Raw genomic sequence first — 22,602 nt, 5'->3', positions numbered from 1 at the left:
TGGGTATAGGGCGCTATTCCAGCCCGAGGCTGTTGCGCAGAATAGTCAGGCGTTCATCATCCCCGTCACGGGCAGCCTGCTGAAGAGATTTGGTTGGTGCATGGATCAGGCGGTTGGTCAGTTTCCACGCCAGATCCTGCATAATCGCATTGGCGTCGCCGCCCTGTTCAAGGGCTGCTAACGCTTTGGCAGTCAGGTCATCACGCACCTGCTCCGCCTGCCCGCGGTACTCGCGGATGGTCTCGCTGACGCTTTGCGCGCGCAGCCAGGCCATAAACTCACTGGTTTCCTGCTCAACGATGGTTTCCGCCTGAACCGCCGCCGCTTTACGCTGGGCAAGGTTGTGCGAAATGATGCTTTGCAGGTCATCCACGCTGTAGAGATAGGCATTAGGCAGCTTTCCCACTTCCGGCTCAACATCGCGCGGGACGGCGATATCCACCAGCAGCATCGGCTGATTACGGCGGGACTTCAGGGCACGCTCCACCATCCCTTTTCCGATAATCGGCAGCGGGCTGGCGGTAGAACTGATAATAATGTCCGCCTCTTTCAGGCGTTCATCGATGTCGCTCAGGGCAACCACCTCTGCCCCCACTTCATCCGCCAGCACCTGCGCGCGTTCGCGGGTGCGGTTAGCGATAATCATCTTTTTCACTTTATGCTCGCGCAGATGGCGCGCCACAAGTTCGATGGTTTCGCCCGCCCCCACCAGCATCACGGTGACGGTAGAAAGGGATTCAAAGATTTGGCGTGCAAGGGTGCAGGCCGCGAAAGCAACAGAAACCGCACTGGCACCAATGTCGGTTTCGGTTCGCACACGCTTCGCCACGGAGAACGACTTCTGGAACATGCGCTCCAGCTCGCTGGCCTTCAGATGCCCTTTTTGCGAATCCGCAAAGGCTTTTTTCACCTGACCCAGAATTTGCGGCTCGCCCAGCACCAGCGAATCCAGCCCGCTGGCGACGCGCATCAGATGGCTGACGGCATCGTTGTCCTGATGCCAGTACAGGCTGTTGCGCAGCTCGTCTTCATTGAGGTTGTGGTAGTCACATAGCCAGCGGATCAGCGCTTCGTGCAGGTTGTCCTGCTCTTCCACGCTTAAATACAGCTCGGTACGGTTGCACGTCGAGAGCACCACGCCACCCTGCACCATAGGCTGTGCAAGCAGGCTGTCCAGCGCCAGGTCAAGCGTATCCGGCGAAAACGTCACGCGTTCTCGCAGCGAAACCGGAGCCGTTTTGTGGTTGATGCCGAGTGCTAATAGGGTCATGTTGAGCGGGAGTAGTACCAGCGTTAATAAGGTTAGCAGAACGCATCATACAGGATGCGCGAGATCAATAAAAGGGACTGCCCCCTTTCGGAGTAATAGGTTACACAACCCTTTGAGATAATTTGAACGTAGACGGTAGCCCCCTTCGACGCTAGCATTAACAGTTATAACTGCAACGTATCTCAAGGATTTGTCCTCATTATGACCCGACTGATTCGCCTGCTGCCGCTGGCAGCACTGGTTCTGACCGCCTGTACCGTCACCCAACCAAAAGGCCCGGGCAAAAGCCCTGATTCACCGCAGTGGCGTCAGCATCAGCAGGACGTCCGTAATTTGAACCAGTACCAGACCCGCGGCGCTTTCGCTTATCTCTCTGACGAGCAAAAGGTTTATGCCCGCTTCTTCTGGCAGCAGACGGGGCAGGACAACTACCGCCTGCTGCTGCTGAACCCGCTGGGCAGCACCGAGCTGGAGCTTATCGCCAAACCGGGCGAAGCGCAGATCACCGATAACAAAGGCCAGCACTATACCGCGACCGATGCCGAAGAGATGATTGGCAAGCTGACCGGGATGCCTATCCCGCTCAACAGCCTGCGCCAGTGGATCCTTGGCCTACCGGGCGAGGCAACTGACTACACCCTTGACGATCAGTACCGTCTGAGCCAGGTGAACTACACCCAGAACGGCAAAACCTGGAAAGTGGTGTACAGCGCCTATGACAGCAAGAGTAAACCGTCGCTGCCATCAAACATGGAGCTGACCCAGGGCAGCCAGCGTATCAAGCTGAAAATGGACAACTGGATCGTTAAATGATGACCCACTGGCCCTCTCCGGCAAAGCTGAACCTGTTTTTATACATCACCGGCCAGCGTGCTGACGGTTATCACACCCTGCAGACGCTGTTTCAGTTTATTGACTATGGCGACACGATCTCCATTGAACTGCGCCAGGACGGGCAGATTTGCCTGCTAACGCCTGTCGAAGGCGTGGCGCATGAGGACAACCTGATCGTGCGCGCCGCGCGTCTGCTGATGAAAGCCGCGGCGGAATCGGGCCGTCTGCCCGCGGGAAGCGGTGCGGATATCCGTATCGAGAAACGCCTGCCGATGGGCGGCGGTCTGGGCGGCGGCTCATCCAACGCCGCCACCGTGCTGGTTGCGCTGAACCACCTCTGGGGCTGCGGGCTGTCGAAGGACGAACTGGCAGCCCTGGGCCTGACGCTGGGGGCGGATGTCCCGGTGTTTGTGCGCGGTCATGCGGCCTTTGCTGAAGGCGTGGGTGAGATCCTCTCCCCGGCTGAACCGCCGGAGAAGTGGTATCTGGTTGCCCATCCTGGCGTGAGCATTCCGACGCCGGTCATCTTTAAAGATCCTGACCTGAAAAGGAATACCCCGGTTCGGTCAATAGAAACGTTATTAAATTGTGAATTCAGCAACGATTGCGAGGATATCGCAAGAAAACGTTTTCGCGAGGTTGATGCGGTGCTTTCCTGGCTGTTAGAATACGCGCCGTCGCGCCTGACTGGTACAGGAGCCTGTGTCTTTGCTGAATTTGACACCGAATCCGCCGCTCGTCAGGTGCTTGAGCAAGCGCCGGTTTGGCTGCATGGTTTTGTAGCTCGCGGGATGAACACCTCCCCCCTACAGCAGACCATTCTGGCGCAGACTGAGTTTCGGTGACAACGTCACCCTGTTCCAGACGTTGCATCGCGCTCTTTAATACACCGCCTGGATAGCCTTCGCCTGGCCCGCACAGTTTGCGGCGAACGCTATCCACCACTGGACGCATGCCTGAGGTTCTTCTCGTGCCTGATATGAAGCTTTTTGCTGGTAACGCCACCCCGGAACTAGCACAACGTATTGCCAACCGCCTGTACACTTCCCTCGGCGACGCCGCCGTAGGTCGCTTTAGCGACGGCGAAGTCAGCGTACAAATTAACGAAAATGTACGCGGTGGTGATATTTTCATCATCCAGTCCACCTGTGCTCCAACGAACGACAACCTGATGGAATTGGTTGTTATGGTCGACGCCCTGCGTCGCGCTTCAGCAGGCCGTATCACTGCTGTAATCCCTTACTTCGGCTATGCCCGTCAGGACCGTCGCGTCCGTTCCGCACGTGTGCCAATCACCGCTAAAGTTGTCGCTGACTTCCTGTCCAGCGTCGGCGTTGACCGCGTACTGACCGTTGACCTGCACGCAGAGCAGATCCAGGGCTTCTTCGACGTCCCGGTTGATAACGTATTCGGCAGCCCAATCCTGCTGGAAGACATGCTGCAGCTGAACCTGGATAACCCAATCGTGGTTTCTCCGGACATCGGCGGCGTGGTACGTGCCCGCGCTATCGCTAAGCTGCTGAACGATACCGACATGGCGATCATCGACAAACGCCGTCCGCGCGCTAACGTTTCTCAGGTGATGCACATCATCGGTGACGTTGCTGGCCGTGACTGCGTGCTGGTTGACGACATGATCGATACCGGCGGCACGCTGTGTAAAGCAGCTGAAGCGCTGAAAGAGCGTGGTGCCAAGCGCGTATTCGCTTACGCGACTCACCCGATCTTCTCCGGTAACGCGGTAAACAACCTGCGCAACTCCGTCATTGACGAAGTTGTGGTATGCGATACCATCCCACTGAGCGACGAGATCAAAGCACTGCCAAACGTGCGTACGTTGACCCTGTCCGGGATGCTGGCCGAAGCGATTCGTCGTATCAGCAACGAAGAATCCATCTCAGCAATGTTCGAACACTAATCGAACACGGCCGAAAAACCCGCTGCGGCGGGTTTTTTTGTCTCCGGGTTTTATTTGTATGATTAATGCCTCCTTCACCTGCCATTCACATGACAGATGATGCGCATACGGATGATAGATAATTGTGAAAAACGTAACCTCCTCACATGTTCTGCCCTTTCGCGCCCTCATCGACGCCTGCTGGAAAGAGAAGTACACCTCGTCACGCTTTGTCCGTGACCTGATTGCCGGGATCACCGTCGGCATTATCGCCATCCCGCTGGCGATGGCGCTGGCGATTGGCAGCGGCGTTGCGCCGCAGTACGGTCTGTACACCTCGGCCGTTGCCGGGATAGTCATTGCCCTGACGGGCGGCTCGCGCTTCAGCGTCTCCGGCCCGACCGCCGCCTTCGTGGTGATCCTCTACCCGGTTTCACAGCAGTTTGGTCTGGCAGGCCTACTGGTCGCCACTCTGATGTCCGGCGTCTTTTTGATTCTGTTTGGTCTGGCCCGCTTTGGTCGCCTGATTGAATATATTCCCCTTTCCGTAACGCTGGGATTCACATCGGGGATTGGTATCACCATCGGAACCATGCAGATCAAGGATTTCCTCGGCCTGCAGATGCCCCACGTACCGGAGCACTACCTGCAAAAAGTGGGGGCGCTGTTTATGGCGCTGCCGACGGCCAACCTGGGCGACGCCGCCATCGGGATTGTGACGCTGGGCACGCTGATCGTCTGGCCTCGCCTCGGTATTCGTCTGCCGGGCCATCTGCCCGCGCTGCTGCTGGGCTGCGCGGTGATGGCGATCGTCAATATGTTCGGTGGTCACGTCGCGACTATCGGCTCGCAGTTCCACTATGTTCTGGCGGACGGTTCACAGGGTAGCGGCATTCCGCAACTGCTACCGCAGCTGGTGCTGCCGTGGGACATGCCCGGCTCCAGCTTCACCCTAAGCTGGGATTCCCTGCGAGCCCTGCTTCCCGCCGCGTTCTCTATGGCAATGCTGGGGGCGATTGAATCCCTGCTCTGCGCCGTCGTTCTGGACGGGATGACCGGCACCAAGCACAAAGCCAACAGCGAACTGGTCGGTCAGGGATTAGGCAACCTCGTCGCGCCGTTCTTCGGCGGTATTACCGCAACGGCAGCCATCGCCCGTTCTGCGGCCAACGTGCGCGCGGGTGCAACCTCACCGGTTTCGGCGGTTATCCACTCCGTGCTGGTGATCCTCGCCCTGCTGATCCTCGCCCCGCTGCTCTCCTGGCTACCGCTTTCCGCCATGGCCGCCCTGCTGCTGATGGTGGCCTGGAACATGAGCGAGGCGCACAAGGTGGTGAACCTGCTTCGTCGCGCGCCGAAAGACGACATCATCGTGATGCTGATCTGCATGTCGCTGACCGTGCTGTTCGATATGGTTATCGCCATCAGCGTCGGGATCGTGCTGGCTTCCCTGCTGTTTATGCGCCGTATCGCGCAGATGACGCGCCTTTCCCCGGTTAACGTCGAGGTGCCTGACGATGTGCTGGTGCTGCGCGTGATTGGTCCGCTGTTCTTCGCCGCGGCGGAAGGTCTGTTCAGCGATCTGGAGTCCCGCATCGCGGGCAAACGGGTTGTGGTGCTGAAATGGGATGCCGTACCGGTGCTGGATGCAGGCGGCCTGGATGCCTTCCAGCGCTTTGTGAAACGTCTGCCGGAAGGCTGCGAGCTGCGGGTGAGTAACCTGGAGTTTCAGCCGCTGCGCACCATGGCGCGCGCGGGCGTACAGCCGATCCCTGGCCGACTCTCCTTCTACCCTAACCGTGAAGCCGCGTTAGCGGATCTGTGAGTCTCATGATGCAGAGAAACGTCTCTGCATCATCACCCCGATCGCCTGCTGGAGCCATGCAAGCACGGCAGGCGTCATCCAGGTTCCTTTCATCAGGTGCGGCTCCTGCTGCATGGCAGTACGAAACTTTTGCTGAGTTTCCGGGTTCTTGCCCGCGTAAGACTGGAACAATGCCAGCCAGTTTTCAGCCAGCTTTTGCGCCTCCTCACAGGCAGGATCGATATTTTCCCGCTGCGCCTGATGCAGTTTTGCCACCAGCGGCGGCCACTCCATCATGCGGTCAAAGTAGTGTGCCCGGGTAAAGGCCATCTCTTCGGCAGTGAGATACTTCTCCCATATGCAGAGCTTAGACTCAGCAAACGCGCGCGTGATGTAATCCGTCATCTCCGGCGTGATGCCGGTCTGCGCCTGCATCTGCGGTTCAACGCTGTGCATCTCGTTCAGCCGGGTGAGAAACTCCGGCTTGCCCGCCGTGTCCTGCTCAAGGCGCTCCATCCAGCGCGTCGCCAGATCCATCGCCCGGGCGTCAGTAGCGGGTATATGGTGCTCCAGCAGCGTGTTGGCCTCTGCAACCAGCCCTGACCAGATAGCCGTCAGCGCATCCTTCTGCACCGCAAACGGCAGCTGCTGTAACTCTTCTTTGCTAAACCAGCGATCGTACATATTCATTAACTCCAGAGTCTGTAGCCAGGATTCCAGATCCGGCGTCGCATCGTCGAGAAGCCCGGTTCGCAGCTCCACCAGCCGATCGCGCAGCGTATGTATGCTGCGCAGCTGTTTATCCAGCAGCGTGATTTGCGCATCGAGTAACTCGGTTAACGACAGCGACTCCTGTTCCAGGAAATCCCTGATTTCAGCAAGTTCCAGCCCCGCTTTTGCCAGCGCCTGGATCATATGCAGACGCTGGACATCCGCCAGGTTGTAAAGCCGGTAACCTGCCGCGCTTCTGGCAGAAGGCAGCAACAATCCTGTTTGCTCATAGTGGTGCAATGTCCGCACGGTGATCCCGGCGCGTTTCGCCAGCTCACCCACCTGAATCAACATAACTGCTCCTTTTTCTTTGCAAGTGACGCCACTCTGGAGCCTTACGTTACGTGAGGGTCAACCCTTGATGCAAAAAAAAACGACTCCCTCGGGAGCCGTTTCGGCGTTCTTTATCGTAGCACTAGCTGTGCTTATGCTGATCGCGACGACAGCGTTTGTCGTAGTGGCGCACCCACCAGTATTTATCGCAGACTTCCTCATGCCCGCTCACGCGCGCCCCGGCCAGCCACAATACCGCACCAACGAAGATGCTCAATATCGCGCCGTGCGCGAAGTATTGCGGGAGGTCAATCTGAGGTAACTGGTTTAAAATGGAATAACCCACGCCGGCTACCATCACGAACAGCCCCAATCCCATCAGTACGTTACCGAGTAACGAAGCGTTTTTGCGTTTCATGTGTCACCTCCGGAACTTTGGGTTGTCAGGGGAAAAGCCCCTAATCCTTGTGTGTAAAGTATAGACAACGCCCCTTTTATGAGTTGCGTGAATGATCACAATTACAGATAAGTCCCAAACAAAAGTTTACAAATAAGGCTTTGAACAGCTTGAAATTCTAATGGTTCAAATCAGAAATTATTCGTATTTCGCTGGGAAGATCGCAGAATTTTGTCAAGCGGCGCGCCAGACAGTAAACTACGCGCCAGATCTGGAACCCATTAGGAATTGAATCGTGACGATTAAACTGATTGTCGGCCTCGCCAACCCCGGCGCAGAGTATGCGGCCACCCGCCACAACGCCGGGGCATGGTACGTCGATCTGCTGGCCGAGCGGTTACGTGCTCCCCTGCGTGAAGAACCTAAATTCTTCGGGTATACCTCACGTATCAACCTTGCTGGCGAGGATGTTCGTTTACTGGTGCCCACCACCTTTATGAACCTGAGTGGTAAAGCGGTGGCGGCAATGGCAACGTTTTATCGCATCAATCCGGATGAAATCCTGGTCGCACACGATGAGCTGGATCTCCCGCCCGGCGTGGCAAAATTCAAGCTGGGCGGCGGGCACGGCGGCCACAACGGCCTCAAAGACATCATCAGCAAGCTGGGCAATAACCCGAATTTCCACCGTTTGCGCGTTGGAATCGGCCATCCGGGCGATAAAAACAAAGTTGTCGGTTTCGTACTCGGTAAGCCCCCGGTTTCTGAGCAGAAACTGATTGACGAGGCGGTAGACGAAGCGGCGCGCTGCACTGAAATCTGGCTGAAAGATGGGTTAACCAAAGCGACAAACCGCTTACACGCTTTCAAAGCGCAATAATCCGCCCGATTCGGCTTTTTTACCGCGCGTCATGCGGGTTACGTGTATAATAGGCGTAGTTATTTACTTTTCATCAATCGGTTATCGTTAACGGATTGATTATCAAGATATTAAGGTGATTTAGAAATGGGATTCAAATGCGGTATCGTCGGTCTGCCAAACGTGGGCAAATCCACCCTGTTTAACGCGCTTACCAAAGCGGGTATCGAAGCGGCGAACTTCCCGTTCTGTACCATCGAACCTAACACCGGCGTTGTGCCAATGCCGGACCCGCGTCTGGACCAGCTCGCGGAAATCGTTAAGCCGCAGCGCATTCTGCCAACCACCATGGAATTCGTGGACATCGCGGGCCTGGTAAAAGGCGCGTCCAAAGGTGAAGGCCTGGGTAACCAGTTCCTGACCAACATTCGTGAAACCGAAGCGATCGGCCACGTTGTGCGCTGCTTCGAGAACGACAACATCATCCACGTTAACAACAAAGTGGATCCGGCTGACGACATCGACGTCATCAACACCGAGCTGGCGCTCTCTGACCTCGACACCTGCGAACGCGCTATTCACCGCGTGCAGAAGAAAGCCAAAGGCGGCGACAAGGACGCGAAAGCGGAACTGGCTGCGCTGGAAAAATGTCTGCCACAGCTTGAAAACGCGGGCATGCTGCGCGCGCTGAAAAACCTGACTGAAGAAGACAAGGCGGCGATCAAATACCTGAGCTTCCTGACCCTGAAGCCAACCATGTACATCGCCAACGTTAACGAAGACGGTTTTGAGAACAACCCGTACCTCGACAAAGTGCGTGAAATCGCGGCGGCTGAAGGTTCTGTGGTTGTGGCGGTTTGCGCTGCAGTTGAATCCGACATCGCTGAGCTGGACGACGCCGACCGTGAAGAGTTCATGGCCGAGCTGGGTCTGGAAGAGCCGGGCCTGAACCGCGTGATCCGCGCGGGCTATGAGCTGCTGAACCTTCAGACCTACTTCACCGCTGGCGTGAAAGAAGTGCGTGCGTGGACGATCCCTGTGGGTGCGACAGCTCCTCAGGCGGCCGGTAAGATCCACACCGACTTCGAGAAAGGCTTTATTCGTGCGCAGACTATCGCGTTTGAAGACTTCATCACCTACAAGGGTGAGCAAGGCGCGAAAGAAGCAGGCAAGATGCGTGCGGAAGGGAAAGACTACATCGTTAAAGATGGCGATGTGATGAACTTCTTGTTTAACGTTTGAGTTGTTTTGAATGAAAAAAATCCACGCTTTGGCGTGGATTTTTATTCCGAGATAAATTCCCCGGTTAATACTAAATTTAAAAAATCCCTTCTTTGAGAGGATAATCTTTTATTCCTCCCCAAGGGTCATCTAGCAAAAACTTAGCAGCAATAGCTTCTTTTGCCGGCACAAGAGTGAAATTATAATAAATTTCATCTCCTTCACAAATCTCATAAAAGAGTGAATAAACTTCATCGTTCACATCTATATTTAAATCGAATTTCTCAGTTGCAGAAGCGATTTGAAGCTTATCTTTATCCGTAATGAAAAATGGCACAACAATACAGCGCTGAGCATTTTCATCCATTTTAAAACTATTCTCTATTTTGATATTGACGTTTGCTCCAAACGCGTCCTCTGGTAATGGATCGAATATAACATAATCCTTGTGTAGAACAGCACCTTGAGAAACATTGCCTTTTCCCCACTGACTCAGCTTTTCGTCATAGTCTCGGGATCGTAACACTATTTGACTATGTGAAATTAGTAGATCTACTTTTTGCATGCTCTTATCACTCATAATATTACATCGTATTTTATTTTTGTTGTATCTGGCAGTTCTGAAAAAATAATCTATATTTGAACTATTTTTTAAAAAAATGCACGATTTGGCGTGGGTTTTCCAAAATACTGAACTAGGCGTTTAATAAAAGCAAAACTATAACATAAATATACTATTACTTTCTTTATCAATTTCCAGGCTTCCTAATGCTCCAAGATCTAAAGAATAAATATCATCAGTACCCTTGCACAGATTCAAAAAATACCCAAGATCACCATCTTGACCAATCAACAAAAGGTCAGGCTCAACCTCTTGGATTGCATATGCATTATTTCTTTCAAGCAAATCAAAACAATTGAAAACATAAAGCTGGTCACCATTTGCTCGTTGAATTTCATAAAAGTCAGCGTACTTGACGTTCTCAATTATAAAGCATTTATATTCAGATGGTAAAGAAATGTGCATAAGCTTTTCAATTTCATTTAGCTGATCAATTAAATTTTGTTTTTCCATACCAACTTGCCTTTAAGCTAATAAGTCATATATAAAATAAACATTATTACTATTAAACTATTTCTATTGGTCAAAATATTTATACGAATCCCTAAGCGATTTTCTTCCCTGCTGTTTTAGAACACATGCATCAATCATTTCTTTGTAACTGATATGAAACTATTGTTTCAACGTTGCATACTAATCTCCAGGCTAAGCTCTACGGGTTCGTTGAGTAGAACCTATATTAGCATATAGACTGCCTGATGCGGATTTAAGTAACTTGATTGTTGCGAACCCGCGGCTGTCTGATGACTTCCGTCAGGCGGTTGTACGTGACCTTCTCTGCAGATCCTTCGCGCAGGCAACCGTCCCGCTCTTCCCTTACCAGGTTGCGGTAGTCGTAATCCCAGCGGCGCGGCGACGACGGGCATTGCCGGTAAAGAAGTCCCGACGATGCAGTCGACCAAGGTGGTAGTACTCGCGGCGGGTGGTAAGCAGCTACGGGGGACTATTCTCAGGGTGGAGTTGTTCGTTGCGAGTATAACGACCGCTTATTAAGGGTAACGGTAAGCAAGGCGCGAAAAAAAAATAAGCAAGACACCTGCAAAAGGAAAAAAGACTATTGTTATAAATGGCTACGTGCTGAATTAATTGTTTAACATTTTTTTGGATGAAAAAATCCACGCCAGGGCGTGGATTTGCATTCAGAGATAAACTCCCTCTTCTAATGAGTTTCCAGTAATCGTTGCTTTTGTAAAGGAAACCAGAACATCTGAACCTTGCTTTTTATATTTAACTTCGTAACTACCAGGGTCTAAATAAATGAACTCACCTGAAATAGCATCTGAGTCATCAGGCTCAAGATCTCCGCCTGTGACATCTTCTCCCGCCCCAATGAAAACCTTTCCAGAAGGTACGCTTAAAAATAGTGACCCGGTATATTCATCAACATCATTTTTAATATGAACTTTATAGGCACCATCATCTCCAAGATTGAGAAATAATAGATTCCCTTTATTTATTTCTTCAACTTCATCTTCTGGAAGACTCCACCAATCTGCATCATCATTAATTCTATGCTTTAATGACATCAAATCATAAATAACTAATGTGGCAGTATCTGTTTGTATGCTTATGATTTTTCTCATGCCGTAAGTAAAAGGCCGGAAATATCTCCCCGGCCTAGTCTATTAGTTAACAAAGCTTTCTATAGATTTTATAACGCTTTTATAGAATTGAATCGACTCTTCACCGATTGGTATATTCTCAGTTGGTGAGTCAATTGTTACGCCATGCTCATCATATATTTTATTTCTGACAGGGTTTTTAAAATAATGTTGTGGTAAGATATCCACTTCGCTCGTTTCGATAGTTTTAAATGTTACGAAGTAACCGTTTTTCCAGCATGAATTATCAGTAATGATTGGCGGCAATAGCAAATTATCTTTTGCCAATACAGCATCTTCTTGAAGCGAAGATGTAAAATAGTCATATATATATATAACTATAGCATTTTTGAATGGACCGACATCTATTTTACCCAAGGAGACCATACCATAGCCTAATCGACCATCATTTAACTGAAAGTAAAAAAAATCACCTTGTTTAGGCCATTTTTTTTGCCTTTCATTTCCTGACACTACTGTTAATCTGTCGGCCATTTTACATTAATCCCATTATTTTTAAGCCAATTTTCGCCCCACGAAACAGCATCTGAGTATAACTTCCTTGTCGGACTTATGCTATTTATAGAGTTCTCAAAATGAGGGTTGTTGTGAATAACTGCTTGTTCTATGCTCCGCGCATGACCACGATTTAACGGTTCTTCAGTAATTCTAACTAATTTGTCGAACCTTTCACCATGCTGCACAGCACGGATATCAACATCCTTACTGATACCTACATAGACAGGTTTACCGTCTCTATATCCTAAATAAACATGGGTGTTATTCCCACCTTTTGCCTTTCTTTTAATCCAGTCAGCAAAAGACATGTTTCTCACTGACCGTTTAGGACTCCCATTTTTGCAAGCGGTTAAACCTATAGGATCCCCCCACCCCAGCGCATTCGGCGCATACTGGTAAAGGTTTATCCCTCCCGCCAGCCCTATCGGGTCCTGCTGCGTAAACCTTCCGCAGTCCGGGTCATAATACCGGAACAGATTGTAGTGCAGCCCTGTCTCACGGTCCAGGTATTGCCCCTGCATGCGCAGGTTCTGAGAATATCCTGATACCTGCGTCTCGCTTTCCCGCAGCAGCTTGCCCCAGGCGCTGTTCACCCCTTCCCAGCGCACCTGCCCTTCGATATCCGTCATCCGCTCCGGCGTGCCGTTGGGCTGGCAGTGGAACCAGAAGATCTCCGGAGCATCCACGCCGTCAATACGCGCCAGCGGGTCGTAGCTGTCCTGATCGCTGTAAACGTAGGTGAGCGGCACATCCCCGTGTACCTCCTGCAGCAGGCGGAACCCTTCCCAGACAAACCGGGTTGTGACCGGCTTGCCGGTTGGCTGTCCGCCCAGCATCTGGCGTCGCGTTTTGCTGATGCGTCGCCCGAGCGGATCGTAGCGGAAGCTGACCTGCGTCTGCGGTTTGTTGCGGTCCCGCGGCTGGCTGATGACCTCCGTCAGGCGATGCTCACCGTCGTAGCGGTAGTGCCAGCGGGTCTGGCCGTTCTCTTTTTCCACGGTGCGGCCGTGGATGTCATAGCGCCAGCGAATGCCGTTCAGCTGCGTCAGGCGGTTGTGCGTGACCTTCTCAGCGGATCCTTCGAGCGGGTTACCGGCAGCGTCCCAGCGCCACTGCTCCTGTCCGGGCAGCGTGCCGTCCTGAACGAGCAGGCGCCCGGCGCTGTCGTACTGCCAGCGGTACCAGCTGAACGGGTTATCGTCCCGCTCTTCCCGCACCAGGTTATTTCGGTAGTCGTAATCCCAGCGGCGGGACCAGCGGCGCGGCGACGGGCGCTGCGCATTGCCGGTAAAGACGTCCCGGCGATGCAGTCGGCCAAGACGATCGTATTCGCTGCGGGTGGTCAGCAGCCCCTGAGTGCGGCTGGTCTCCCGGTGGAGTTCGTCGCGGGTAAAGTCGGAGACCGACAGCTTATCGAGAGCAATGCTGAGCAGATGCCCGCTGCCGTAGTAAAACTGCTTGAGCTCGCGGCCGTCGGGAAGCGTGATAGAGGTGCGGTTGCCCAGCGCGTCATACTCCCACGCCAGCTCGCCGTGCTCGCCCGCCTCGCGCGTCACGCGACCAAGCGCGTCATACTCAAAGGCCAGCTCCTGCTCTGCCGCGGTGGTCCACGCGTCGGCTGCAAGCGCAGGATGCAGCCCAATCCGGCTTAACAGCCCGGACGGCGTGTAGTGATAGCGTGTCTGCCCCTCCGGCGTGGTGCGGGCGACCAGCTGGCCGCTCGCGCTCCAGGCGAAGGCATGGGTGATGGCCTCAGGATGACCGGCGGCAAACGTGCGTGCTATCGTGCGTCCGCAGGCGTCATAGCGATACTGCGAGGCTACGCCATCGAGCCCCACCTCTTCCAGCAGCAGCGAGTCCGCGCCCCAGCGGAACTGATACGCTTCGCCGTTTTCATTTTCCAGGGCAATCAGACGCCCGCGGCTGTCCCAGCGGCGACGGACCTCTTCACCCTGGGTATTACGCGTCGCGGTTAATCGCCCTGCCGCATCATATCTGAACTCACTCTCTTTACCGTCGGCGCCCGCATGCTTCACCGGCAGGCCGCGTTCGTTCCATTTGAGCGATTCCGTCCAGCCTTCCGGGCGATCGAGCTGCACCGGACGCCCTGCGGCGTCGTAGCGATATCGCGTCTCTTCCCCGTCGGCGCCAGTCTCGGCCAGCAGCCAGCCCAGCGGATGGTAGCGGTAGAGGGTAATACGCCCGGAACAGTCCGTCGAACGAACAATCTGCCCGGCCTCGTTGTACTCCTGGTAGCGGCTGTTTCCGGCGGCATCGACCTCTTCAACGACCTGGCCGAACTCGTCCCGGCGTAGCTGCGTGGTCTGCCCCATCGGGTCCACCACGCGCTTAAGCCCGTGATGTTCGTCGTACCAGAACCGGGTGGCGCTGCCGTCGGCTTCAATAATGGCCGCAGGAAGCGCGCGGTGTTCCAGCCAGGCGGTGGTGCGGGTATTGCCGTCGGCGTCGATCTCCTGAACCCGGTTGCCCATTTCGTCGTAGACGAAGGTAACGGCATTGCCGAGCGGATCGATGCGTCGCGTCAGAAGCTCGTTCTCGTTCCACTCGTAGCGCCAGTTTTCACCGCGCTCGTCAACGTAGCGGACAATCAGATTCTGCGCGTTCCAGTAGTGGCGGCGCGTCTGGCCGTCGTAGTGCTCGACGGTCGTCAGCCCGACGGCTAAATCGTAGCTAAAGCGGCAGCCGTCGCCGGTGCTGGTGCGGTTTTCCACCACGCGCCAGTGATCGAATTTTTTCCAGCGGTATTCGCTCTCCAGACCGCCCGGCATCCGGTGCCAGACCATCAGCCCGTGCTCGTTATAGCGGTACTCACGCGTCACCACGCCGGAGGCATCCGTCGCGCTCGCCAGCTGGCCGCGCGCGTCGTAGCCCCACTGCATCAGCGGCCATGTCTGGCTGCCGTCAAAATGGCTGGCAGCGGTAACACGCTGCGGGAAACGTTCATCGTCATAGCGCAGGGTGACGTCTATCGCCCGCGGCTCGTCGTGAAGGCCGACCAGCCTGCCGTGCTCGTCCCACTCCGTCAGCAGCGCGTTGCCGTATTCGTCGCTGAGGGAGGCCAGACGCAGGATAGATGGATTCGCCCGGGTCGGTTTATACAGACGCCACACCGCGCCGTCATCGTCGGCAATCGCCACGTCGCCGCTCTCATTGCGGCGGATAATGATGCCTTCGCTGATGCTGTAAAACGCGCGGTCGACAGGCGGCAGCTCGAAGCTCAGCTCGCGCCCGGTTTCGTCGAACCAGGTGGCGTTGTTGTCTTCCAGCGCCAGATAGCTGTCAAAGGTGGTTGCCCAGCCCAGACCGAACAGCCCTTCCCGGGTGGTCAGGCTGTTATAGCTGCGCTGCCAGCGAAGCGGAAAGCGCCCCGGCAGCGAGAAATCGAGCTCGTCGTCGTCATTCAGCACCTTCACGCCGGTGGCGGCGTGAACCGGGTGCGAGGAGCCAAACACGGCATTCACCGCCATATCGGCCAGCATCCCGCCGCCGGCCGCCGCCAGCGCGCAGGGCATGTTTTTCAGGATCTTACCCGGACGCCCGCGCAGCAGGGAGAGTGCAATCATCCCCAGCGCCAGACCCGGCGTTTTACCGCTTTTGATATCGCGAACCGTGAGCGTGTCCCCGCCGATGATCACGTTCGGGGAGACGTCGTCGGAAACGGTGCCTTCGCAGGTGGTGCGATCTTTGGCACGCACCGCGGGCTGCCCGTTGATGAAGACGCTTTTAGAGCCTTCCGCCAGATACTGCGGCCCGGAGTGCTTTTCGCACGCCACCTTGTCCTCTTCCAGCGGCGAGGTTCCCGCGGCGGCAGAGGCCACGCTCGGCTGCCACATTTCGCTGCCAAACTGACCGGCGGCGGATAGCAGCATGCCCGCGTAATCGGCAAAGCTGCCCGGCGACTGCGGCTCGGGGGACGGTGTATCGGCGGGCGTCAGCGTGCCTGCCGCGCGCGCGGCGGGGATTGCGTTGGTGAGAACGTTACTGGAACCGGTAGTGATTTTACCCGCAGGCGACGGCGGGAAAAGCGCATTACCTAACCCCTCAGCGGCGTTGCTGATATCGTCGGTGATCCCCGCGACGTTCGCCAGCACGCCACCGATAATTCCGCTTAACAGACAGCTGGATCCAATTGCCGCCACGCCCGCTGCGGCCGCCCCTGCGCCCAGCAATGGCGCCGCTACGGTTGCAGCTGCGCCTACCGCCGCGCCGATCACCGCATAGGCGGCACCCTCCGCCACAATGCTGGTGATGTCAGCAAAAATGCTGGAGTGAATAATCTCGTCGCCCTTACGGGCCGCCTTGTTATCGCTCATGCCTTACACATTCCGGTTGTCGTTTAGCGTCAGACTCTGCTTAAGCGCGCTCCAGCGCACCTCGTCCTCTTCGGTGAATGCCCTGAGTGCCGAGAGGGTAAAAATCATCAATACCGGTTTGCCCGGCGTCTGCACGGCCAGCTGTTTTTGCCACAGGCGCTGCCCGTTACGGTCAAAGGTGGTCTCAACTTCCAGCCCGTTAATTTTTCCGTCAGGCCCGGCTTTTACGTTCCGGAATTCGCTCTGGGCAATTTCGCCCATCTGCGGACGCAGCACATCCCACTGGCGATGGAACTCGTGTTCATAGTCGCTGCCATCGGGGATAACGCCGCGGCTGACCACCACGGACAGCCCGCTTTCGTCATCGCGAATAATGTTCATGCTGTTATCCTGCCAGGCAGCAGGAAAAAGGGAAAACGAACCTTCCTGGAGGGTGTATTTCATAAGTGAACTCGGGATGATTAATATTGTGAAAAACAAAAAGGCCAATCCATGCTGGCCCTCTGGCTGGCTGTTTTATTATTTACGCCATTGACCTGACTGTTCGACTAAAACATGGCCGCCTTTGCTGACAACCAATTTCGCAGGTGCATAATCTTGATTAGTTGTTCGTTGCAAAATGCATCGCATCAAATCTGGCAGCCCACTGCTGAATATCGGCATTAATAACCGGGCTATTATCTGAAAACTGGTAATGAATAACGTCCGACTCCGGAACCACCCAGGCCGCAAAGATTTTGCCGTCAGGATCGATAACCAGCGCTGACGCGTTCTCCAGATAGAGATCTTTTAGCCAGCCTTCAACAAACAATCCGCCACCTGCGGTGGTATGCGGTTCACCGAAGACATCAAAGTTATCAATAAAGATCTGGTAATGATTTCCCAGCAACGTCCTGAGACTGTCTGTTACTTCGCTGTCGTTAACGATGCGGCTAACCGTTTCGAGCTTATTGTATTGCGATAATTCAAGCGCCGATGACGCTTCAACGACGCCAGCCAATAAAGCCGTGCACAATACGGCTGCCAGATATTTTTTGGTCATAAATCACTCTGAAGAACCATTTTCGTAATTCATGGTTATTTTCACAACCTTACTGTCTTTAACCTCAAAAGAGAGCAATTTCTTACCCAATTCATAGGAAATCCACTGCTCCCCGGAATCATTTTCAACCTGGCCATCGCCGTATGCATTGTTCAGTGCTCTGATTGTTGAACCCACATGAACTCCACGCGGCGTTAAAATATCTGAGGCAGTCAGAGTAATCTGGGAGACGATATAATCATCAACGCTTCGTTCAGCTTTATCCCAACAGAGATTGGAAGTGAATATTGCTAAACCATCCTTTTGATGCTGGTAGAATTTATAGTTCGTTCCGTCAAAAGGAACCTCACCGACAAAATGGCCTTCAAGCGGCACGTCAATTTTACGGGCAATATCAGGAGTCCATCTGTCGCCTAATGCGACAGGCTGGCCTTTGACCTTGACGGAAAAATCCTGTTTTGTCAGAACGGGCGGCATAGCTTCTGCCAAAACCGCATTGCTGCTCAGACAGGTAAACATCAGGGCACAACAAAGAAATGTCGGAGTATGTTTTTTCACATTAGTTGTCATTCAATGAATATTGATTGCGCTTCTCACCACTGGAAACATCGCCAGGACATGGAAGCAGCGTTTCTTATTCGGCGCTTATGACGACTGAACCCAGACAGTCAGGATTTTTCACGGTGAAACTGAAGCTCACCTTTTGTCCATTCATATCTTTTGGCGCTGTATAGCTGGTCACTTCGTTCTCAGAGCGGCCTCGTGGATAATCAGTTAACGTCAGTTGCGGATAATGCTTTTTAACGGTATCGAGAGTGATGCACTGGCCTGACGGTGAAAAATTCAGTAACGGTGCCATACCGTCACTTTCTTTACTTAAACGTAAATCAATTGCAGTAATGTTCGTTCCATCCGCCAGTTTGATATCGTCGGCATTGTAGAAATTGATATATTCATTCTGTTTTGTCAGCCTGAATGACAACGGAGCGTTATCCAGACTGTTAACGGACAACGTTTTGAGTGATGCGCTCATTTGTGCAATGAACTGCCAAAGATCCTGTTTCTGCATGTTACCTCCTGCCATTCCCGTCGTTAATAAAGCCGCAAGCACCGCACCCGTTTTTAGACTATGGATAATTTTTATCATACCAACCGCCATAATAATCTTCGTAATATTGCCCTGTGGTAGACGTTTGTTCGCCTTTGCCAAAGATACGGCCTATCTGCGTACGCGCTTCACTTTCCTTTATAGCCCCCCGTTCGAGGGAATCATAAATACGATTATATTGTGTCTGATTTGCCGGATTGCCCGCAATACCGATATCCCCACCCTTGTTGGCTATGATTTCGCGCTGGACCCGGATATTGTTCAACGTTGCAGCGCCTTCATCACTGAGTGTGCTGTTGAGATAGGCGTCGCGCGAAGAAAAATCAATGTTGGGTTCATATAAAGCGTGGCCACTTTCATGTGACAAAGACTGAACAACCGCATTCGGATTACCGAGCTCGTTTTTATCAACGGTAATAACTCGCTTTTGACGATTGGCAAACGTCCCCTTACCTGCCTCACCTTCTTCAAATGTCCAGCCTCGTTTCTTTAACGTAGCTATGTCATTTTTCATGGTCGGTGATTTATCGACAAGACTATCTACATCCTTGCCATATCCGCTTGAAGGCACACCTGATGATGGGGGTGTTGCAGTTTTAGAGGTTTCGGCAGGCGCGCTTGCAGCCGCACCTGCCTTATTCTCCTTTCCCGGCGTAAATTTCGCCTGCACCGCCGCATCAATATCCCCTTTATGCCCCGATCCCGGTGCCGTTGTGCCCGGCTTGGTGCCAGAGGTATTCAGATGCAGCTTACCGCCCGTGGTGATATACCCATCCCCTTCCACGAAGAAGTTAAACTCTTTGCCGATCAGGTTAATCTTGCCGTTAGCGTTCAGCTCAATGGCGCTCTCACCGGAGACCAGCCGCAGCTTCGTCCCGGAAGCAATAACGTACTCTTCCACCGCAGCATCCAGCTTGCCTTTCCCCGTCAGGATCTCGGTTCCGCCCTTCACGGCCTGGGTTTGGTTCGCTTCCACGCGATGTAGTTCATTTTTCTTCACGTAATGGCTGCGCTCCCCGCCGACGCTGTGCGTTTCATCGTTTTTAACGCTGGTGTCCATGTTGCGCTCGGCCTGGATCCACACCTGCTCTGCGCCCGCTTTATCCTCAAACCGCAGGGCGTTGGCATTGTCGACTGAACCGTCTTTCGTGCGGCTCATAAAGCCCATCTGCGTCGCCGCGGCAGGCAGCGCCCACGGCGGCATGCTCGCGTCGTTGTACACGCGCCCGGTAATAATCGGACGATCCGGATCGCCGTTGATAAAGTCCACCACCACCTCGTCGCCGACGCGCGGGATCTGCACCCCGCCGTAGCCCTGGCCCGCCCACGCGCTCGACACGCGCACCCAGCAGGAGCTGGTGTCATCGCCTTTCGCCAGGCGGTCCCAGTGAAACTTCACCTTCACGCGACCGTATTTGTCCGTCCAGATACTCTCGCCCTTCGGCCCCACCACTTTCGCGGTCTGCGGTCCGTAGGTGCGCGGCCACGCCGTGGTCTGCGCCGGACGGTACACCACCGTCGACGGAATCACCGTGAAATCGGTGCGGTGAATGGTTTCACCCTCGCCGCTGGCGTAGCGGTTCTCTTCGAAGTGGTAACCCGCCGCCGTCACCAGATACTCGCCGTTGTCGCTGAAGAACGGCGCGTTGGTTAAGGTGAAGGTGTGCCCGGGCGCAATCCCCGCCGCCGTGGCGGTGGCCTGAATCTGCTGATGCTCCACCTGCCAGCGTTCCTGACGGATGCGGGCATAGAACTCTCCGTGGCCTTTGTCCACAAAGCGACCCGGCCAGTCGTACACGTCGATGCTGCCCGGCTTCGGCGACGCCGGGTTCTGCTGGGCCTGGAACAGCCACGCGTTCGGCTTGCGGAAGTCATAGTCGTCGAGGCTGTAAATCCCCGGCGTCACGCTGTCCTCCAGCGCCCACTGGCTGATGCCCTCTTCGTCCGTACTGCCGCCGGACGGCGTCTGGTGGTAAGGAATGACCTCATAGCCGCTGAACGGCTGATGCTGCGTGGCGGCGTCGGTGAGCACCAGGGTGTGTTTGTCCGCCTCGTGGCTGAAGTGATAGGCAATCCCCTCCAGCTCCATCAGGCGGCTGATGAAGTCCAGGCTCGACTCCTGATACTGCACGCAGTAATCCCACACCCGGTAGCTGCCGGTGAGCTTATCCTCAACGTTAACCTGATGCTCGCCCAGCAGGGTTTTCACAATCTGCGGCACCGTCTGCCCCTGGAAGATACGCAGGTTACGGTCGCGCTTCATCGGCCACAGGTCCGGCTCAACCGTCAGCTGGTACACCGCATAGCGGGTGCCCGTCAGCTCGACGGCGCTGACCGCCACGCGGGTAATCTTGCCGTTAACATAGCGGGACGTCAGCAGGTTCTGCGTCGGGATGGTCACCGTGACCGGCTGGCCCAGCAGCTTGCTGCGATCGATGCGCGCGTCCGTGCCGAGCACGGTCAGCGTCAGCGCGAACGACTCGGACATCGCCTCGCGGCCCGTCAGTTTCCAGAACAGAAGCCCCTCCACCGGGAGCTGAACGGTAATTCGGTTGAGCATAATCTTTATTCCATCTAGCTTATGCGATTCAGAAAAGAGGTTCGCATCTGTGACTGAGCGTAATTCTAAGGGTTCACCAGCCAGGTGCCCGGCTTGGTGATATCCAGCGTCTGGCCACGCGTTCTTCCGTTGCCCTGGAGTTCAATCTTCACCTCACCGGCCGGCAGCTTGAGCGAGGCATAGCCGTTGGTCGCCGGACGCAGCGCTTTTGGCTCGCCGTTCACTTTCAGCGTTTCGCCGTCGAGGATGCGGATATAGACCAGCGCAACCGGGCTCTCCACAGGCGGCGGAGTCTGCTGGGCCGTCGCCTGCTCGTTAACCTTCGCCGTTTTCGGCTTCACGTCCGGCGCGTTTGCGGCGGTTTCAGTCGGACGCGTCTCTGCCGGTGCCTGTGCAGCCTGCTCGGGAGCATCGTTACCGCCGCTGAACAGCATCGCCCCGGCGACAATACCCACCAGCACGCCTGCGGCAACCATGCCCGGGATCTTGTAGCGGCGCCAGTCGAGCAGCGAAGCCGGTTTTTCGTCCTCGACCGGAACCAGCATCGTGCCGGGCTTTTTCGCCGTCAGCACGTCGTTGATACCGGCGACCGGCATCTCAATCAGCGCGGCGAACTCGTCGATTGACTGCGGACGGTCCTCCATGTGCAGCGCCAGCGCACGGTCGATGGCCTGCAGCAGCGGAATGGAATAGCCCTGCGGCATAATTTCCACCAGCGGTTTGCAGGTATCCTGAATCGAGCGCACCACGCTGACCGGCGGCGGAGAACCCACAATCAGGGTACGCAGCACCGCACCGAGGGCGTAAATATCCGTCCACGGACCCTGCTCGCTTTCGTTATCGTCGGTGTACTGCTCGATCGGCGCAAAGCCCGGGCGCAGCATGGTTTCCGTTTCATCGGAAAGGTTACCGATGGTGCGGCGCGCGGAGCCGAAATCAAGCAGCACCGGCAGGCCGTTATCCTGGATCTGAATGTTATCCAGCGAGATGTCGCGGTGCAGATAGCCTTCGTTGTGGATGGTCTTGATCGCACCGAACAGCATCGGCAGCGTGCGGCGGATCCAGGCCTCGTTGATTAGCTCCGGCTTTTCTTCGCGCAGGCGCGAAAGCGTGGTGCCGCTGTAAAACAGCGTCCCCATGTAGGCCGTGTCGTTTTGCACCCAGAAACGCAGGACGTGCAGCAGGTTCGGGTGGTTAAAGCGCGCCAGCAGACGCGCCTCCTGAATAAAGCTGTTCAGGCCTGCGGAAAACGCTTTGCCAAAGCGCTCGCTGCGCAGCACCAGGGTCATGTCGTCGCCGCGCACGGCGAGCGAGGAAGGCATAAATTCTTTGATAGCGATAGTGCGTTCGAGCTGGTGATCCCACGCGCGATAGACGATGCCAAAACCGCCGCCGCCGATCACCTCTTTGATTTCAAACTCGTTGAAGCGGTACCCGACCGGGAGCGCGTTTGGGACAGTCCGATTGTTATCATTATCCGTCATCTTTTA

At 54.9% G+C, this 22,602-nt stretch carries 20 protein-coding genes and 1 pseudogene; 6 read left to right on the top strand and 15 right to left on the bottom strand.

The genetic code is table 11. The features are described 5' to 3' along the window. Positions 1–13: 13 nt before the first annotated feature. On the bottom strand, positions 14–1,270 hold the full coding sequence (gene hemA, locus FOY96_RS09000) for a glutamyl-tRNA reductase (RefSeq protein ID WP_023335999.1): 1,257 nt from the start codon (positions 1,268–1,270) through the stop codon (positions 14–16). A 201-nt stretch (positions 1,271–1,471) separates the two neighbouring features. Between hemA and lolB the strand changes: the two genes are divergently transcribed. From lolB to dauA, 4 genes are all read left to right on the top strand, one after another. Further along, positions 1,472–2,083, top strand: a complete 612-nt coding sequence (lolB, locus tag FOY96_RS08995; RefSeq protein ID WP_023312128.1) for a lipoprotein insertase outer membrane protein LolB — start codon at positions 1,472–1,474, stop codon at positions 2,081–2,083. Continuing rightward, positions 2,080–2,949 carry a 4-(cytidine 5'-diphospho)-2-C-methyl-D-erythritol kinase gene (ispE, locus tag FOY96_RS08990; protein ID WP_029741606.1) on the top strand — a complete coding sequence of 290 codons (870 nt, stop codon included), beginning with the start codon at positions 2,080–2,082 and terminating at the stop codon, positions 2,947–2,949. The genes lolB and ispE overlap by 4 nt, the downstream gene beginning before the upstream one ends. Before the next feature lie 125 nt (positions 2,950–3,074). Further along, the gene (prs, locus tag FOY96_RS08985; RefSeq protein ID WP_003856663.1) at positions 3,075–4,022 is read left to right on the top strand and encodes a ribose-phosphate diphosphokinase; all 948 of its coding nucleotides are present in this window, start codon (positions 3,075–3,077) and stop codon (positions 4,020–4,022) included. A 124-nt stretch (positions 4,023–4,146) separates the two neighbouring features. Then, positions 4,147–5,826: a C4-dicarboxylic acid transporter DauA gene (gene dauA, locus FOY96_RS08980; protein ID WP_143346863.1), complete on the top strand. Its 1,680-nt coding sequence runs from the start codon at positions 4,147–4,149 to the stop codon at positions 5,824–5,826. 3 nt (positions 5,827–5,829) lie between these two features. Here dauA and FOY96_RS08975 read toward each other — a convergent pair whose 3' ends face one another. Beyond that, positions 5,830–6,870 carry a MerR family transcriptional regulator gene (locus FOY96_RS08975; protein WP_143346862.1) on the bottom strand — a complete coding sequence of 347 codons (1,041 nt, stop codon included), beginning with the start codon at positions 6,868–6,870 and terminating at the stop codon, positions 5,830–5,832. 121 nt (positions 6,871–6,991) lie between these two features. Then, complete coding sequence (gene ychH / locus FOY96_RS08970) at positions 6,992–7,267, bottom strand: stress-induced protein YchH (protein WP_023312132.1); 276 nt, start codon at positions 7,265–7,267, stop codon at positions 6,992–6,994. Between the two features lie 274 nt (positions 7,268–7,541). Between ychH and pth the strand changes: the two genes are divergently transcribed. Further along, on the top strand, positions 7,542–8,126 hold the full coding sequence (pth, locus tag FOY96_RS08965) for an aminoacyl-tRNA hydrolase (RefSeq protein ID WP_143346861.1): 585 nt from the start codon (positions 7,542–7,544) through the stop codon (positions 8,124–8,126). 126 nt (positions 8,127–8,252) lie between these two features. Further along, positions 8,253–9,347: a redox-regulated ATPase YchF gene (gene ychF, locus FOY96_RS08960; RefSeq protein WP_010432886.1), complete on the top strand. Its 1,095-nt coding sequence runs from the start codon at positions 8,253–8,255 to the stop codon at positions 9,345–9,347. A 76-nt stretch (positions 9,348–9,423) separates the two neighbouring features. On the opposite strand, the gene comJ is transcribed toward ychF, so the two are convergent. The 12 genes and pseudogenes from comJ to FOY96_RS08895 all read right to left on the bottom strand — a co-directional run bounded on the left by comJ (position 9,424) and on the right by FOY96_RS08895 (position 22,596). Beyond that, positions 9,424–9,891 (bottom strand): competence protein ComJ, encoded by a 468-nt coding sequence (gene comJ, locus FOY96_RS08955; RefSeq protein WP_269473780.1) that lies wholly within the window; start codon positions 9,889–9,891, stop codon positions 9,424–9,426. Positions 9,892–10,044: 153 nt separating this feature from the next. After that, the gene (locus FOY96_RS08950) at positions 10,045–10,401 is read right to left on the bottom strand and encodes an SMI1/KNR4 family protein (RefSeq protein WP_094934685.1); all 357 of its coding nucleotides are present in this window, start codon (positions 10,399–10,401) and stop codon (positions 10,045–10,047) included. A 292-nt stretch (positions 10,402–10,693) separates the two neighbouring features. Further along, positions 10,694–10,881 (bottom strand): annotated as a pseudogene (locus FOY96_RS23250) (RHS repeat domain-containing protein); the annotation flags it as partial. A gap of 206 nt (positions 10,882–11,087) precedes the next feature. Then, positions 11,088–11,531, bottom strand: coding sequence for a DUF6386 family protein (locus tag FOY96_RS08935; RefSeq protein WP_143346859.1), 444 nt, complete (start codon positions 11,529–11,531; stop codon positions 11,088–11,090). A gap of 42 nt (positions 11,532–11,573) precedes the next feature. Beyond that, positions 11,574–12,044, bottom strand: a complete 471-nt coding sequence (locus FOY96_RS08930) for an Imm26 family immunity protein (protein WP_094934687.1) — start codon at positions 12,042–12,044, stop codon at positions 11,574–11,576. Continuing rightward, positions 12,029–16,402 carry an RHS repeat-associated core domain-containing protein gene (locus tag FOY96_RS08925; RefSeq protein ID WP_269473779.1) on the bottom strand — a complete coding sequence of 1,458 codons (4,374 nt, stop codon included), beginning with the start codon at positions 16,400–16,402 and terminating at the stop codon, positions 12,029–12,031. The genes FOY96_RS08930 and FOY96_RS08925 overlap by 16 nt, the downstream gene beginning before the upstream one ends. A 3-nt stretch (positions 16,403–16,405) precedes the next feature. Then, on the bottom strand, positions 16,406–16,846 hold the full coding sequence (locus FOY96_RS08920; protein ID WP_094934688.1) for a DcrB-related protein: 441 nt from the start codon (positions 16,844–16,846) through the stop codon (positions 16,406–16,408). 157 nt (positions 16,847–17,003) lie between these two features. After that, the gene (locus tag FOY96_RS08915; RefSeq protein WP_269473778.1) at positions 17,004–17,444 is read right to left on the bottom strand and encodes an Ivy family c-type lysozyme inhibitor; all 441 of its coding nucleotides are present in this window, start codon (positions 17,442–17,444) and stop codon (positions 17,004–17,006) included. Between the two features lie 3 nt (positions 17,445–17,447). Further along, complete coding sequence (locus FOY96_RS08910) at positions 17,448–18,002, bottom strand: hypothetical protein (protein WP_258235810.1); 555 nt, start codon at positions 18,000–18,002, stop codon at positions 17,448–17,450. A gap of 76 nt (positions 18,003–18,078) precedes the next feature. Continuing rightward, positions 18,079–18,591 carry a hypothetical protein gene (locus FOY96_RS08905; RefSeq protein ID WP_224435103.1) on the bottom strand — a complete coding sequence of 171 codons (513 nt, stop codon included), beginning with the start codon at positions 18,589–18,591 and terminating at the stop codon, positions 18,079–18,081. Then, positions 18,572–21,112, bottom strand: a complete 2,541-nt coding sequence (locus FOY96_RS08900) for a type VI secretion system Vgr family protein (protein ID WP_143346857.1) — start codon at positions 21,110–21,112, stop codon at positions 18,572–18,574. Before FOY96_RS08900 ends, FOY96_RS08905 begins: the two co-directional genes overlap by 20 nt. Before the next feature lie 65 nt (positions 21,113–21,177). Beyond that, positions 21,178–22,596, bottom strand: coding sequence for a serine/threonine protein kinase (locus FOY96_RS08895; RefSeq protein WP_096151594.1), 1,419 nt, complete (start codon positions 22,594–22,596; stop codon positions 21,178–21,180). Positions 22,597–22,602 lie beyond the last annotated feature (6 nt).

The organism is Enterobacter asburiae, from assembly GCF_007035645.1.
In the GTDB taxonomy this organism is placed as follows: domain Bacteria; phylum Pseudomonadota; class Gammaproteobacteria; order Enterobacterales; family Enterobacteriaceae; genus Enterobacter; species Enterobacter asburiae_B.
Note: the sequence above shows the minus strand (reverse complement) of the source record. Positions and strands in the feature narration are given on the sequence as shown.

Bases quoted from the DNA above. Each gene is read 5' to 3' on its own strand.
- hemA (WP_023335999.1), bottom strand. From the start codon at position 1,270: ATGACCCTATTAGCACTCGGCATCAACCACAAAACGGCTCCGGTTTCG.
- lolB (WP_023312128.1), top strand. From the start codon at position 1,472: ATGACCCGACTGATTCGCCTGCTGCCGCTGGCAGCACTGGTTCTGACC.
- ispE (WP_029741606.1), top strand. From the start codon at position 2,080: ATGATGACCCACTGGCCCTCTCCGGCAAAGCTGAACCTGTTTTTATAC.
- FOY96_RS08975 (WP_143346862.1), bottom strand. From the start codon at position 6,870: ATGTTGATTCAGGTGGGTGAGCTGGCGAAACGCGCCGGGATCACCGTG.
- ychH (WP_023312132.1), bottom strand. From the start codon at position 7,267: ATGAAACGCAAAAACGCTTCGTTACTCGGTAACGTACTGATGGGATTG.
- ychF (WP_010432886.1), top strand. From the start codon at position 8,253: ATGGGATTCAAATGCGGTATCGTCGGTCTGCCAAACGTGGGCAAATCC.
- comJ (WP_269473780.1), bottom strand. From the start codon at position 9,891: ATGCAAAAAGTAGATCTACTAATTTCACATAGTCAAATAGTGTTACGA.
- FOY96_RS08950 (WP_094934685.1), bottom strand. From the start codon at position 10,401: ATGGAAAAACAAAATTTAATTGATCAGCTAAATGAAATTGAAAAGCTT.
- FOY96_RS08935 (WP_143346859.1), bottom strand. From the start codon at position 11,531: ATGAGAAAAATCATAAGCATACAAACAGATACTGCCACATTAGTTATT.
- FOY96_RS08930 (WP_094934687.1), bottom strand. From the start codon at position 12,044: ATGGCCGACAGATTAACAGTAGTGTCAGGAAATGAAAGGCAAAAAAAA.
- FOY96_RS08925 (WP_269473779.1), bottom strand. From the start codon at position 16,402: ATGAGCGATAACAAGGCGGCCCGTAAGGGCGACGAGATTATTCACTCC.
- FOY96_RS08920 (WP_094934688.1), bottom strand. From the start codon at position 16,846: ATGAAATACACCCTCCAGGAAGGTTCGTTTTCCCTTTTTCCTGCTGCC.
- FOY96_RS08915 (WP_269473778.1), bottom strand. From the start codon at position 17,444: ATGACCAAAAAATATCTGGCAGCCGTATTGTGCACGGCTTTATTGGCT.
- FOY96_RS08905 (WP_224435103.1), bottom strand. From the start codon at position 18,591: ATGATAAAAATTATCCATAGTCTAAAAACGGGTGCGGTGCTTGCGGCT.
- FOY96_RS08900 (WP_143346857.1), bottom strand. From the start codon at position 21,112: ATGCTCAACCGAATTACCGTTCAGCTCCCGGTGGAGGGGCTTCTGTTC.
- FOY96_RS08895 (WP_096151594.1), bottom strand. From the start codon at position 22,596: ATGACGGATAATGATAACAATCGGACTGTCCCAAACGCGCTCCCGGTC.